Source organism: Helicobacter himalayensis, assembly GCF_001602095.1.
GTDB classification, from domain to species: domain Bacteria; phylum Campylobacterota; class Campylobacteria; order Campylobacterales; family Helicobacteraceae; genus Helicobacter_F; species Helicobacter_F himalayensis.
In genome coordinates, this window is the sequence record NZ_CP014991.1 from 284,951 (window position 1) to 300,194 (window position 15,244).

Here is a 15,244-nt window from a genome sequence, read left to right on the forward strand (position 1 = left end):
CATGACAATTTGTCTTGTCATTCTAAGCATTGCGAAGAATCCGACCCCCTTAATTGTCATTCTGAAACCCCCTTTTGTCATTCTGAAGTCTTGCAAAGCAGGACTTTAGAATCTCAAAGATATTTCGCTACCGCTCAAGACAGCGCAAAAGCAGTTGATAGCCAAATCAAGCAAGATGAGCAAAAATTAGATTCCAATGCAAAAAACTCAAAAGACAAGCAGGGGCTTAAGATTTTAGATGAGAAATCGGGGTTGTGTAGCCTTGAGCGAGGAAGTAGAATACAAGCATTCACTGACGAAGCGAAAGGCGAACTCCACGATTTATCGCTAAAAGATAAGCCCGAAGAGCAAGATATTATTTTGGACTTCTTTGCCGGCTCTGGCACCACCGCCCACGCCGTGCTAGAACTCAACAAAGAAGATGGCGGCAATCGTAAATTTATCTTAGTAACTAATAATGAAATCACCCCTTTAAATCCAAAAGGCATAGCAGTAGATGTAACAAGCAAAAGGCTAAAGCGCATTATGAGTGGAGAATGCTATAACGGGGATAAAAATTTCAAATGGCTTGAGAAAAATAAGCCTTATGGAGGGAGCTTAGAAGTAAGCGAGATAAAACACATAAGCCCCTTTGATAGAGAAATTTTTGCAAAAATTGATGAAAGACTTTATGGTTTAGAAAAATTTAGCAATCCTTGTGAAAAAATACAATGGATATGCGAGAGCTTTGACTTAACTAGAAAAAAGCTTGAAATGCAAGGGAGGGACGAAAAAGATTATGAAGCCAAATTAAAGGGTGGCAAATGATACAAGCAGTTAAGGACTTACAACAAGAGGCAGTAGCAAGGCTTATAGAACAATTTAAAGCTAAAGATAGCATCACTTTTCAAGCCCCAACAGGCAGTGGCAAAACCATAATGATAGCAGATTTTATGAACACACTTTTAAAAGAACATGCAAATATTGTTTTTATCGTTTCTAGCCTTTCAAAAGGAGATTTAAGCGAGCAAAATTATCAGGCTTTTAAAAAATTTCAAAGCAAATTCACGCATTTAAAGCCCTTTTTGATAGAGAGTGAAACAAGTGATGAGGAAAACCTCTTTATCCCTACAAATTATAATGTGTATGTTTTGCCCAGAGATTTGTATAAAGAAAAAAGCAAGCTTAAAGCGGGGGCTTTTGTGCGATTTTTGCGAGAGTTAAAGGGCTTTAGGGAGGATTTAGGGAATTTTCAAAGTCAAGTGAGAGAAAAGGAGATTTATTTAATCAAAGATGAAAGCCACATTGCGACAAATAACTTAGATGAATTGATTATAAAAAGCCATAAAACAAATGCGCCAAACAAAAGCAACCAGTTTTTTAGCAAGGTGCTAAATGTCTCTGCTACGCCAAAACTTGCAAGGGGGCAAATCCCTGATGTGCGCATAAGCGAGGAAGAAGCAGTAAGTGCGAAGCTTATAAAAAAAGTGGAGTATTTTGAGGAAGAGGTGAAGCTAGAAAGGGCTTTAGAAAAATTCATAGAACTTAAAAAGGATTATGTAGAAAAACTAGGGATTAATCCTTGCCTTATCGTGCAGATTTCTAATAAAGACAAGGCAGAAAGTGAGATAAAAAATTTAAAAGAAGTGCTTAAAGATACGCGATTTTCACATTTAAAATGGATGCTAATTGTTAATGATTCTAAACACAATGATAGCAATGATGAGTTGAGGGCAAAAAATTTGCCTGTGAAAAGATGGAAAAACTACGCAAAAGAGCGCGCAAGCACTATTGATATTATTATTTTTAAAATGGTTATAAGTGAGGGTTGGGATATACCTAGGGCTTGTATGCTTTATCAAATACGCGATTCTAAATCAAAGCAGCTTGATGAGCAAGTCATAGGCAGAGTAAGGCGGAATCCTTGTTTGCTTGAGTTTGAAAGATTAGGCAAGGAGGAGCAAGAGCTTGTAAGTAAGGCGTATGTGTATGGTATCTGTCCAAAGAGTGAAACAAGCATAGCGGTGCGTTTAAAAGGAGGTTTGCAAAATGGGCTTTTTGAAAATGCGGTGCAAAAGGAATTTACTATGCGCACAACAAGGCTTGAAAGAGTGGGTGAATATAAAGAAGGTGAGAAAAAGGAATTTGATGTAGGAGAAATCTTAAAACAAGAGGGCGAAAAAGAACTTAGAAAAGATATTTTTTCCTTTTATAAAGAACTTGTGAAAAATCAAGAACTACAAAAAGAATGTGAAAAATATGTGTTAGATTCAAATGAAACTAGCGAGGCTTATGCAAGGTGGTTTAGCTTTAATAACAATTTAGAAAAGATAAAAAAGAAATTTTTAAACGCACAGCTTGATGAAGACCGCTACATAGTAGAGCCTGAAAATAAAGTGCTGCCCTTGCAATCACTTTTGCAAAAAAGCAAGTTTGGCAAGAATGATATTAAGTGGATATGGCAAAGCCTCAATGAAAATTCTAAGAAAGATAAAGAGAATAAGGAATTTTATTTTGATAGTGAGGCAGAAAAGGAGTGGCTGGAATTTTTAATAGACCTTTATGATGAGGATGCCCCTACAAATCCAAATAATCAAACAAGGCTCATAAAAAGCATAGAAGTGAATAAGCAAAAACTCTATCTTTTTGGTAAGAATTTTCCCTTTGAGTCTGCTTTGAGATTTGAATATTATTTGGAGGGCTATCATTTTTCTTATCCGGATTTTATTTTAAAAGATTACAAAGATAGAATCCATATTTTTGAAGTAAAAAGCATAAATACTTCAAGCTCCCAAAGCATCGATAAAGAAAGCTATGAGGATAAAATCAAGGCTTTAAAACAAGCCTATAAAGTCATAAGCAAAAAAACAGGCTATTATTTTTATATACCTATCAAAAAAGAGGATGGGTGGGATATACACTGCTTTAAGCCTAATGGAGAAGAAATCAAAAACTTAAGCAAAGATTCTTTAGAAAGCCTTTTAAAAGAGGATTAGGGGTTATTTTGCAAACGTAATAATCTCCATTAGGTTTGTGAATGCCTACTATTGAATTTTGAAGCTTAAAATTCTATCTTATGTTGTGTGTTCAATCACGTTTTGTAAATTTTCTCAATAGATATCAATCCTTGAAGTTTGTTTTCCTTGTTTAGAATGGGCTTAAAAAACTCACATAAATCAAAATTGATAACCGCAATATTATAAAGAATATTTGTAGAATCTTTAAATGATTGTATATCAAAAGAAAAAATATAATCTACATTAAAATATTGAGAAAATAGGCGATTACCTTTATTAACCTTTGAACCAAGCCCTAAGTAAATATTGTTTTGATAAAAGTTATTGTTACAATGCAATTTTGTAAAAAGTGTTCGAATAGAATCAATGTTGCAATCTTTTAGTTTGAGTAATTTTTCCTCATCTTTCTTTAAATCATTAAATTTCTCTTTATTCTCATGCAAGAAAACAAAAAATTTTTGAGAATCTTTGTAGGCGATAATATCTAAATAGATTCTTTTAGTTTTCCTTCCTTGACCTATCAAAATAGCCCTATCACCTTGTGCGCCCGGATAACTGACAGATAAAATATTGCAACCTAATTTTTGAAAAATATTTACACTTGCGTAAGTGATAATGTCTTCTTTTGCATTGTTAAAAAATAAATACGACAGATCTAAGGGCTTATTTATTGTGGTTTTAAGTTTTTTCAAGTATTGTTTAATTGCTTCATAATCCCAAGTAACTTCACACAAAATATTTTGTTTATAATCACATAATTGAAGCTTTGTAGAATTAAGAAAGATAGATTTATAAGTAATACTTGGATAAGTTTCTAGGAATTTTCTTAAACTATTATTTGGAATTTTATAGCTTCTAGAATCTAACTTATCAAATTCTAATGCAGAAGCACCTATAGCAGTTTGAAAAAGTTTTAGCACATTATTTGAATTTGGATTTTTTTCTATTTTATTTATTAATATTTCTAGTTTATCTTTAAGTGATTCTGAAAATCCATCAAAAAGTGCATCATAGCTTTCTTTTCCGCTCTGCTTCTCTCGTTTGATAATAAACTTTGTTGTAATATGTTCTAAACCAAAAAGCATACTTACAAAAAATAAAATTCCTCTATCTGGATCCATTGCGTGTCCAAATCGGTTAATTTTTACAATCAATTCATTGTTGTTTTTTTGGAATCGAGTGGAGTTTGTAAAATTATCTTTCAAGTTTTGCAATTCTTTTAAATTAAGTAGTTTCTGTTGTGCTTGAAAAAGTTGAGCATAGAAATCCTCAATATCAACACATTTTTCCATTGTCAAAATAAGACTTCTTAAAATATTTTGAATATCATTGCTATAAGCGATACAAGAAAGTTTATTTGGATTTGCAAGAAGAATGGAGTTTTTACTCTGCCAATCAACAAAATATGCAACTGCTTTTTGTTGCAATGCTAAATTGATTTCTTGCAAAAGAGTTATTTTATCACCCCCACCGTGTTTTTGAGGCGATGCTTTGGATAAAGGACTAATTTTTAACACAGGAAATTTGAAAAATACTTGCCCAAAAATACACATCGCTTCTTTGCATTTTGTGGTCATCAGTAGGCACAGCAGTAGAATATTCAACCAAAAGAATTGGAAATTCTTTAGAGTCGCAAAGTATGGTAACAATAACATCAAAATCTTTTAGTTTGCTTATTCTTTGCAAGATTGAATCGGTCGCTAAAAGATTGCCTCTTATTTTTGTGAAATAAATATTTTTAATACCAAAATCTTTATTGATTTTTGAAAAATATTCTTTAAAATCTAATCCTTGTTCTAAACATTCTGCATAAATTCTTAATTCATCAATTTTCATTTTTAGCCCTTTTGCAAAACTAAAATATATTCTTTTTTATTTTTTGTGCGATAGCTTTGTGTAAAAGAGCGACTTGTTTTATCTAGTTCGCTAAAAGAGTAATCAACCAATCTCCATTGTAATTTTTTACAAATTGTTAAAATTTCACTCTTTGAATCATATATTTCTCCAGCAATTTTACCATCTCCCATTACAATTACAATAAAACCTTTATTCATTAAAACTTGATTGCATTGCATAAAAATTTCTAATAAATCATTATTAAATTTTTCTTTGGGTAGTTTGAGGCTTGAATATTCCCTCCTTGAACCTATTTCATTTAACATAGAAAACTTTACATCAAAATTTAACCAAAACATTCTGTGTTTGTGATACAAATAATAGTCATAGGTGTTCGGGTATGGTGGAGAGGTAAAAATAAGCGATATAGAGTTATTTGGAATTTTTTGCGTAAGATATTTAGAATTATGCAAGAATACTTGAGAATTATTGTTTTTTAATCCTAAACCACTATATATTTCAAGTGTATTGTTTAATTTTTCATTGAATTTTTTAAAGATATATTGTTTATTTAAGTGAGGTTTTTGGACACTTGCGTATCGTGTGTCAGAATCTTGGTTAGAAGCAATATTGATAATTGATGAAAAAATAAGTTGCAAAAATAATAAATATTTTTGATTATTATTTGCATAACTTTGTATTTGTTTCTTTATGCTTGATAAAGCTAAGATTGATTCTTGCTTAAACCAGTGATTGATGCTTTCATAATGATGTAATTGTTTGGGCTCGTAGAAAAAATCTAAATCAAAGTTTTTTAAAATTTCTATATCTTTTGCTTCTAAATATAAAAGTTTAAAATTTGATATTAATTCTGCAATGAAATTAATATCAAAACCTATTCCTTGCCGATTTAGTGTTCTACAAGCTAAAAGTGTTGTTCCACTTCCGCAAAATGGATCTAAAACCTTGTCGTTTTGTTTGGAATATTTTTCAACATATTCCAATGCTAAGTCAATAGTAAATTTTGCTGGATAGGGGTGAATTCTATCAATTTTTCTTAGAAGTTTTCTATACAAATCAGAATCAACACAACAAGATTCTAAAATTTTTGTCATATACTCTTCCTTAACACTACAATAAAAGAATGATTTTGATTGACATAAAATACGCTAGGATAACCAAGCAGGACAAGTCTTCTTTGCTCGTTTTGGTCCCAAATAATCAAATCGTGATATTTAAATCCTGCTTCTTCACCAGCTTTAGCAATATGCGAATGCAAATCAACATAAGGGATTTTGTTTTTTGTATCTCTATAATCTTTTACTACCCAAATATTATAGCCTCCAATTTTGGTTTTGTTGTAGAGTTTTTGCATAATAGTTTTGACCGCTTGCATGTAAGATTTAAAATTCATATTTCCCAAGTCTTTTTCGTGAGTAGAGTAAATTTTGGTTGTTGCATTATTATCTACTACAAAAGCAGATTTTTTATGTCTTCTTGTTCTATCTTCTGTTATTTTATGAATTAAATCTGCATAAGGAGGAGATGTGAAAGTAAGACTTATAGAATCATCTTCTAAAGAATTTATTAACTCTATGCAATCACCTTGTGCTATGTTATAGCTTACATTTGTTTGTTCTTTAAATAGATTTGTATCAAATTCTTTAAGAGATTCTAAAGCAAAACAGAAAAATTCTTGCGAAAGCTCAAAACCTACAATACTCCTTCCTAAACTTAGAGCACTTTTTGCAGTTGTGCCTGTGCCTAAAAATGGATCCAAAATAATATCGCCCTTTTTTGAATACAAGGAAATCACTCTATCACTGAGTTTTTGAGGAAAGGTTGCCCCATGCTTCAATGCTGTTTTGGAACGAGGAGAAGAAACATCATTCCACACAGACCGAGAATTTTTTGCCCATTCTTGTGTGCTTAGGTCATTAAATGATTTCTTACTCAAATTTTATCCTTAAAATCTCTCATAATTGTCTTATAAGACATTAACCACCACCTTGTATTTAACATGCATGTAATTATATAGCAATAAAATCCATTTCTTTCAAAAACATTGATAAGGATTGGATAGTTAGCTTTACACCAAAAAAAATACACCCCTTTTATCTCAATCCGCCCAATTATAGCTAAACGCCTTTAAAAAGGCTTTTAAAAGAGGCTTAAAGGCTTGAATAACCCCCTCTTTTCTTAAATCAAAGCCATTAGCAAACTTTGCTATAATTACGCTTTTTACAAAACCAAAATTCTAGGCATAGCAATGATACATAAGGATAATCTGCAAGAAGTTTTAATGCACTTAGGCTTTAGTCCAAATAGCGCAAAGACAAGATTTAAAAAAAGCTATCAAAATGAGAATGTTTTTATACAAGTGGATTTTGCTAAGGAAGAGATTATTTACCCTGAAAAAATTATCCAAGAAAGCAAAACAACAAGCAATTTCTCTCAAAATGAAAATTTTGTAGTTTTAGAATGTGTAAATAGACTTTTAGAGCTAGGCTACCAGCCCCAAGATTTAGTTTTAGAAAAGACTTGGACACTAGGGCATTCTGGCAAAAGTGGCAGAGCTGATATTACGATTTTTAAAGAAAATGATAAAAAAGAAAAAGAAGTGTATTGCATTATAGAATGCAAAACCGCAGGCAAAGAGTTTTACCAAGCTAAAAAAGACTTAGAAAATAACGCAGAGGGCAAACAGCTTTTTTCTTACGCTGCTCAAGCTAGGAGCGTGGAGTATTTAGCACTTTATGCGAGTGATTTTGAACAAACCATAAAGCATTATGAAACAATCTTGCGTTTTAAAGACGATAAAAACATCTTAGACTTAAGCAAAAAAGATGATAGTTTGCTTACTTTTGAGAGCGCAAGTGAGGCTAAAGACTTTTTTCGTGTGTGGGAAGAAACTTATAATAAACAAAGTTTTTCTGATATTATCTTTAATTCAAAACCCTATGAAATAGGCGTTAAACCTCTTTTAAAAAAAGATTTAAAACCTTTTAACAAAGAAGATGGAATCAATGTAAGATTCAAAGAAATACTAAGGCACAACAACATTAGCGACAAAGAAAACGCTTTTAACAAACTCTTAAGCCTCTTTCTTTGTAAATGCGTCGATGAGCGGAGTAAAAAAGACAATGAAGAGCTTGATTTTCAATACAAAAGTTTTAGCGATACTTACTTTAGCTTGTATGAGCGGATTTTTAAGCTTTTTATCAAAGGAATGAATGAGTTTTTAAAAGAAGAGGTATATAAGACTGATGATAATTTCATCGCAAACACCATCGACACTTATATAGGCAAACACCGCGAAACTATGCAAAAACTCCTTGAACAAGAACTTTTAAAAGCCACACTTTTTTCTTCAAACGCCTTTTCTTTTAAAGAAACGCATAATGAAAATTTATTTAAACAAAATGGCAAGATTTTAGTTGAAGTTGTAGAACTTTTAAGCCCTTATAAAATTTCACATTCAAGCAAAGAGCAATTTTTAGGTGAGCTTTTTGAGCAGTTTTTAAATGAGGGCTTCAAAGAAGATGAGGGCAGGTATTTTACTCCTGTGCCAATTACACGTTTTATTTGGAATGCCCTGCCATTTGAGGAGTTTATAAGCCTAGAAGACAAGCCCACCTTTCCTAAGGTTATAGATTTTGCTTGTGGAGCTGGGCATTTCTTAACAGAGGGCGTAAGTGCCATAAGCGAATATTGTAAAGCGCAAGAAGATTCCATAAACATAAGCGATGAGCAAATTTCAAAGCATTTCTATGGCATTGATAAAGACAATCGCCTAAGTCGCACCACCCAAGTGGCTATGCTTTTAAATGGGGCAAATCTTGCCAAAATCCGCTCTATTGATGGGCTTGAATACAATGTAGAGTTTTATGGAGAAAATCAACAAATTTTTGACATTTTAGTGAGTAATCCGCCATATTCTGTGAAAGATTTCAAGCAACATTTAAGTAAAAGCATTCTTAAAGCTAAAGATAAATTCATAGAATTTCAAGTGCTACAACACACTTCTTTAAGCTCCAAAGCCATAGAAAATGTATTTGTTGAGAGGCTTACACACATCTTAAAGCCAAACGCTCTAGCTGCGATTATTTTGCCAAGCTCCATACTCTCAAATACCGATTTAGCCACCATAAAAACAAGAGAGATTTTATTAGAAAATTTCTCTATTTATTGTATTTGTGCCTTTGGGAGTCAGACCTTTGGGACAACAGGCACAAATACTATTGTTTTGTTTTTGAAACGCTTTTATGAGCCTCCTAAAAAAACAGAGCTTTATAAAGATAGCATTGAAGCGATTTTAAATAATGAGAATTTAGAAAATTTTGAAGACAAAGTACTTTTTGAATCTTACCTAGCCCTGCAAAAAATAGATGCGAAAGCTTACAAAGACTTTTTAACCCAAAATCCAAAATGCCTAGAGCTAGAATACTTTAAAGCATACTATAAAGATTTTGAATCCCTAGCTGAAATCAAAACCCTTTTAAACTCCAAAAACTTTTTAGCTTTAGAAAAAGAAAGCAAAGAGCAAGAATTACACAAAAGATTTTTTGACTTTGCCTTGAAATTAGAAAGAGAAAAGCTTAAATTCTTTGCCTTAACTTACAAGCAAACAACACTTATAGTCAATGCCCCACAAGATAATAACGCACAAAAGAAATTCTTAGGCTACACCATAAGTCAGGCAAAAAACAAAACAAGCGGTTTAGTAGAAACACAAGGATTATTAAGTGATAAATCTAACCGCAATGCAAAAGATAAAATCGCCTATGCGATAAAACAAGCCTTTAAAAATGAGCAAATCCATAACGAAAACTTAAATCCTTATCTTACTTACACTAAAGCTTGTCATTTACTAAGCTTTGATTTGCCTAGTTTTAACAAAGCGATTTCTTTAAATCCCTCTGTCATTCTAAGCGGCGGCGAAGAATCTAATCGAAACCTCGACGCAAATCCCTTTGCAAATTGTAAATATGAGTTGGTGAAGTTGGGGGAGATAATTTTAGAAAATCCAAAATCTAAAGTGAAAGTTAGTGAAGCCAAAGAAAATACAAATGGCAAATACCCCTTTTATACTAGTGGTTTAAATATTTATCGCTATGATGAAGCCCTAACAAGTGGAGAAAATATTTACCTTTCAACAGGCGGAAATGCTATTGTTCAATTTTATAATGGTGAGAGTGCATATTCTACTGATACTTATGTAGTTAAAAGTCAAGATTCTAGAAAAGCTTTGACAAAATTTATTTTTTATATGCTTGAAACCCAAACTTCTTATATTAACGATTTTCTATTTAAGGGAGCAGGATTAAAACATTTACAAAAACAAGAATTTAAAAATCTCAAAATCCCACTCCCTCCCCTAGAAATCCAAAAACAAATTGTCCAAGAATGCGAAAAGATAGAGGAACAATATAGCATTATAAGAATGAGCATTGCAGAGTATCAAAAGCTGATTAAGGCAGTTTTAGTAAAAACAGGCATTTGTCAAACTGATGCTTCCTCTCGTCAAACTGAACGAAGCGAAGAATCTAAAAACGCAGTTTCTTTAGAAAATGCGAAATCCCTTAGCATAAATAACACAGGGGGGGGGGGCAATAACTCCTCTAGTGGCTTAGATTCTTTAGATTCAATTGATTCCTTTATCGCAGAGCTTTTAGAAAATATCGCGGAGTTAGAATCTAAACTTGATTGGGATTTACTTCTTACCCTTCAAGCCTCTTATTGTCATTCTGAGCGTAGCGAAGAATCCCACTCCCTTAATTCTCATTCTGAAACCCCCTTTTGTCATTCTAAGCATTGCGAAGAATCTCTAAACGCGGAATCTCAAAACGCAGTTTCTTTAGAAAATGCAAACAATAGAGATATTTCGCTAACGCTCAACAAGACAAAAGATGTTAATTGTCAAACCGAACCTTCCCCTCGTCCATTCGACACCCCCTTTTGTCATTCTGAGCGTAGCGAAGAATCTCCAAGCGCAGAACCTTTAGCCGAAGAATCTCAAAACACACAATCCCAACCAAACCCCGCCGATACAAAAGCATTAAATACCCTCCTAGCCTCCCTACCCACTCCACCAAAAGAGGGCTGGGATTCTGTGAGAATATCACAAATTGCAGAGAAATTATTAGCAGGAGGAGACAAACCAAAAGTTTTTTCACAAACTCAAACGCAAGAATGTAAAATTCCTATTTATGCCAATGCAGTAGAGAAAAAAGGGCTTTATGGTTATACCGATAAACCCACAATTACACAAAATGCTTTAACTATTTCGGCAAGAGGAACGATAGGTTATGCGGTTGCGAGATTTGAACCATTTTACCCCATTGTGCGATTAATTGTTTTGACACCAAATCCAAAGAAAGCGAATTTAAAATTTTTAGAAATTTCTATAAATCATACAAATATCCAAAATAGCGGAGTGAATATTCCACAACTTACCGTGCCTGAATTTTCAAACCTCCAAATCCCCCTCCCTCCTCTAGAATCTCAAGAAAAAATTGTTTCTGTGATTGAAAATATAGAATCCAAAATCGCCCATATTGATTCTAGTTTAGAATCTTTAGAGAAAGAAAAAGCAGAAATTCTAAATAGAAGCTTAAACGAGAGAGAGAGAGAGAGAGAGAATTCTAAACTTAAATTAATCTTAACTCAAATCACTCTTTATCTTACACAAAGAGCTTTTTGGCACAATGCGAAAAGCTTAGTTTTAGAAAAAAGTGGCATAAGCCCTACAAACACTTTACACAGCCTTTTAACCTCCCTACCCACTCCACCAAAAGAGGGCTGGGATTCTGTGAAACTTGGGGATAGTGCTGAAGTTATCGCAGGGCAATCCCCAGAATCTAAGTTTTACAACGATAAAAAAGAAGGGCTTTTATTTTTTCAAGGCAAAAAGGATTTTGGAGAGATTTATTTAAATCATTCTAATATCTGGACTTCTCAAATCACAAAAGAAAGCTTTAAGAATGATATTTTAATGAGTGTTCGCGCCCCTGTTGGAGATGTAAATATTAATCCTTTTGAAAAAATCTGTATCGGTAGAGGATTAGCTGCAATTCGTGCTAAAAACTACAAGTTTTTATTCTTGTGCTTGCATTACAATAAACATTTATTTGTTGGAAGACAAGGAATGACTTTTGAATCCATTACAACACAAACCATTATAGATACAAAAATCCCCCTCCCTCCTTTAAAATCTCAAGAAAAAATTGTTTCTGTGATTGAAAATATAGAATCTAAAATCACAAATTTAGATTCCACTTGCAAACTTTTAGAAAGCCAAAAAACTATAATCCTTAAAAGCCATTTATGCGGATAGATGCTAAGGGATTTGAGTAAGGACAAGGCTTAAAGGTTTTTGTGCTTGCATAGTTACCATTTACAAGTCCTTTTATACTATAATCAAAAACTTTTTTTAAAAGGCAGTTGATGTTTTCTATTTATTCGCGTCGCTACACAGGGGCTAAAACAAAGCTTTTAAAGCAAATTGACAAAGTGCTTTTAGAGCATTTTGATTATAGCTTGCAAAGCAATCTTAGCTTTTTTGATGTGTTTGCTGGCACGGGGGTTGTGAGTGCGTATTTTATGCAAAAGGCAGAATTTAGCCACTTTCTAGTCAATGATTTTTTAGAATCTAATTTTATAATTTATCAAGGATTCTTTGCACAAGAGCATTTTAATGAAGAAAAACTTTTATCTTTAAGAGAAAAATTCAATGCCCTTAAAAACATTAAAGAAAATTACTATTCCAAAGCATTTGGTGATAAATTTTTTAGCTTTCAAGATGCTAAACATATAGGCTTTATAAGAGAAGAGCTTGATAGACTTTTAAAACAAAAGCAAATTAATACAAAAGAATTCCATATCCTCCTAGCAAGTTTGCTTTATAGCAGTGATAGGGTGGCAAATACTTGTGGGCATTATGATGCGTATCGTAAAAATATAAATTTAGAAGATAGGTTTCACTTTGAGTTGATTTCACCTTTTAAAACGCAAGCAAAAATAGAACTTTTTAAAGAGGATTCTAACGCCTTAGCAAAAGCATTTATCAAACAAGAAAGAAAGCTTGATATTGCCTTTATTGACCCGCCTTATAATTCTAGGCAATATAGTAGATTCTATCATTTTCTTCAAACCTTAGCACAAAATCATAAACCCAAGCTTTATGGTGTAGCATTAAAACCAAAGCCAGAAAATTTAAGCGAGTATTGTAAAAGTAATGCAAAAAATGTTTTTAAAGATTTGATAGAGAGCCTTGCACACATCACTAAGATTTTGGTGGTTACTTATAATAATACTTATACTTCTAAATCAAACTCAAGTAGGAATAAAATACAATTAGAAGAGATAAAAAATATTTTAGAATCTGTTGCTAAAATACACATATACGAATTTGATTATAAAGCCTTTAGTAGTGGAAAGACAAGTTTGGATGGGCATAAGGAATTTATTTTTATAGGTAGAGTGCAATGACAATACAGGCAAATAACTTACAATGTTTCACAAAAAGAAAAATAATGCGTTCCCCATTTTTTTATGTAGGTGATAAATATAAGCTTATGCCTCAATTACAAAATTTATTCCCGCAAGATATTGATACTTATATTGAGCCTTTTGTGGGCGGTGGAAGCTCATTTTTAAACATAAAAGCTAAAAAATATTTACTCAACGATTTGGATACAAATTTAATTACTTTGCATACATTTTTGCAATCCCAAAACAAAGAGGAATTATTAAAAAATCTACTACGCACCATAAAAAATTACAAACTTTCCTGTTCTTTAGAAAATATGATTCCTCCTCTTGAGCTAAGACTTGCTTATAAAAAAACTTATTTTGCTAAGTTTAATAAAGAATCCTATATGCGTTTAAGAGCAGATTTTAATCAAAATAAAAACGATATGTTAAAACTCTATTTGCTTCTTATCTATGGCTTTAATCGTATGCTTAGATTTAACAGCAAAGGCGAGTTTAATCTACCTGTTGGTAATGTAGATTTTAATTTGAATGTTTTAAATGCTTTGCAAGATTATTTGCACTTTATGCAGTATTCCAAAGTGGAATTTTTTAACCTTGATTATCAAAAATTTTTAGAAAATTCAACACTAAACAAAAAGGATTTTATTTATTTTGACCCTCCTTATCTTATTAGCAATAGCCAATATAATAAATTGTGGAATGAAAACAAAGAAAAAAAATTGTATCAAGTTCTTAAAAAATTAGATTCTCAAGGTTTTAAATGGGGGCTGACTAATCTCTTACAACACAAGGGACAAAATAATAGATTTTTAGAAGAATTTGCTAGAGCATATAAAAGCTACACTATACAAAGCAATTATATTAGCTTTAATGATAATTCAATTAAAAAAGATTCTATGGAGATATACATAAGCAATGCCTAAAACAAGAAAAGCAGAATACAAAATTTTATCTTTTAGCACCACAATGAGAAATCCTCAAAGAATAGTGGATTTTCTTAAAGCTCTTTTGCCTTTTGAAAATAGAATTTTAACGCATGAAATTATTATGCAAATTGTTGCTTCTTTAATCCAAAATAAGCTTTATGTTCCCATATATGCTAACAAAGTCTATAAAGAAATTTTAGAATCTGATGAAATTTTCAACGACAAGCAAACACAAGAAATCATAGAAAATTCTCCACAAAACCATAAAGAAGCAGGGTTTGATAAGGGTTGGGATTCAAGATTTGATACTTTTTATAAACTTCCTATGGAATTTGGATTTTGCTTTTATGCAATGAATAAGCCTTTACTGATTTCAAACACAGGACATTTGCTTATAGATGCAATCAATGAAATTCCAAGCAATGAAGAAAAAATCTCTAATGTCTTTTTAAATTGCTTAATGAAATATCAAAGTAATAATCCTTTTAGAAACACTTTAAATACAAATGTGCCTTTATTGTTGTTGCTTAATACAATGCAAACGCTCAAAGAACAAAGTGGAGATTCTAAAATCCATAAAAGTGAAATCGCATTCTTTTTATGCTGGAGGGATAGTATTTTTACAAACTTGGCGGAGTTTATTTTAAACTTTAGATTGCTCTATCCTCATTTTAATTATTCTAATGAAATCATTTATAAAGAATGCCTTAAACTTTTAGATTCGGATAACACAACGCGTTTTAAAATTTCTCAAGTGTGTAAAGAGGGTATAGATGAATACATTAGAAAAATGCGAATTTGTGGGCTTATTTCACTGCGAGGCAATGGGAGATTTATTGATTTTAACACTTTTGAAATGCCTAAAATAAAATATGTAATCAAGAATTATTCTATTTATCCTAAATTTGATGATAAAAAAGCTTATTTTGATTATATGGGGAAATTGATTCTCATATTTTAGAAATCAAAGAAACATCTGCTTTAATTGAT

The 15,244-nt window shown here is 32.0% G+C and carries 9 protein-coding genes and 1 pseudogene; 6 read left to right on the forward strand and 4 right to left on the reverse strand.

Features of this window, described 5'->3' with window-relative positions; all coding sequences use genetic code 11:
- Positions 1 to 345: 345 nt before the first annotated feature.
- Positions 346 to 807, forward strand: a pseudogene (locus A3217_RS09275) (DNA methyltransferase); the annotation flags it as partial.
- Positions 804 to 2,975 (forward strand): DEAD/DEAH box helicase, encoded by a 2,172-nt coding sequence (locus tag A3217_RS01390; protein WP_066387058.1) that lies wholly within the window; start codon positions 804 to 806, stop codon positions 2,973 to 2,975. The pseudogene A3217_RS09275 and the gene A3217_RS01390, both read left to right, overlap by 4 nt.
- A gap of 95 nt (positions 2,976 to 3,070) precedes the next feature.
- On the opposite strand, the gene A3217_RS01395 is transcribed toward A3217_RS01390, so the two are convergent.
- The 4 genes from A3217_RS01395 to A3217_RS01405 are packed head-to-tail and all read right to left on the reverse strand — an operon-like array spanning position 3,071 to position 6,789.
- Positions 3,071 to 4,549: a hypothetical protein gene (locus A3217_RS01395; RefSeq protein WP_231860253.1), complete on the reverse strand. Its 1,479-nt coding sequence runs from the start codon at positions 4,547 to 4,549 to the stop codon at positions 3,071 to 3,073.
- Positions 4,500 to 4,832: a hypothetical protein gene (locus A3217_RS09280; RefSeq protein WP_231860254.1), complete on the reverse strand. Its 333-nt coding sequence runs from the start codon at positions 4,830 to 4,832 to the stop codon at positions 4,500 to 4,502. Before A3217_RS09280 ends, A3217_RS01395 begins: the two co-directional genes overlap by 50 nt.
- A 2-nt stretch (positions 4,833 to 4,834) precedes the next feature.
- Complete coding sequence (locus A3217_RS01400; protein ID WP_066387060.1) at positions 4,835 to 5,947, reverse strand: DNA methyltransferase; 1,113 nt, start codon at positions 5,945 to 5,947, stop codon at positions 4,835 to 4,837.
- Positions 5,944 to 6,789 (reverse strand): DNA methyltransferase, encoded by an 846-nt coding sequence (locus A3217_RS01405; protein ID WP_066387062.1) that lies wholly within the window; start codon positions 6,787 to 6,789, stop codon positions 5,944 to 5,946. Before A3217_RS01405 ends, A3217_RS01400 begins: the two co-directional genes overlap by 4 nt.
- 312 nt (positions 6,790 to 7,101) lie before the next feature.
- Here A3217_RS01405 and A3217_RS01410 point away from each other — a divergent pair, with 312 nt between their 5' ends.
- The 4 genes from A3217_RS01410 (at position 7,102) to A3217_RS09285 (ending at position 15,215) form a co-directional block, all read left to right on the forward strand.
- Entirely contained in the window at positions 7,102 to 12,168 is a 5,067-nt protein-coding gene (locus A3217_RS01410) for a restriction endonuclease subunit S (protein WP_066387064.1), read from the forward strand.
- 110 nt (positions 12,169 to 12,278) lie between these two features.
- Entirely contained in the window at positions 12,279 to 13,322 is a 1,044-nt protein-coding gene (locus A3217_RS01415; protein ID WP_066387065.1) for a DNA adenine methylase, read from the forward strand.
- An 86-nt stretch (positions 13,323 to 13,408) separates the two neighbouring features.
- The gene (locus A3217_RS01420) at positions 13,409 to 14,251 is read left to right on the forward strand and encodes a DNA adenine methylase (protein WP_231860287.1); all 843 of its coding nucleotides are present in this window, start codon (positions 13,409 to 13,411) and stop codon (positions 14,249 to 14,251) included.
- Between the two features lie 124 nt (positions 14,252 to 14,375).
- Positions 14,376 to 15,215 carry an AlwI family type II restriction endonuclease gene (locus tag A3217_RS09285; RefSeq protein ID WP_231860255.1) on the forward strand — a complete coding sequence of 280 codons (840 nt, stop codon included), beginning with the start codon at positions 14,376 to 14,378 and terminating at the stop codon, positions 15,213 to 15,215.
- Positions 15,216 to 15,244: the final 29 nt, after the last annotated feature.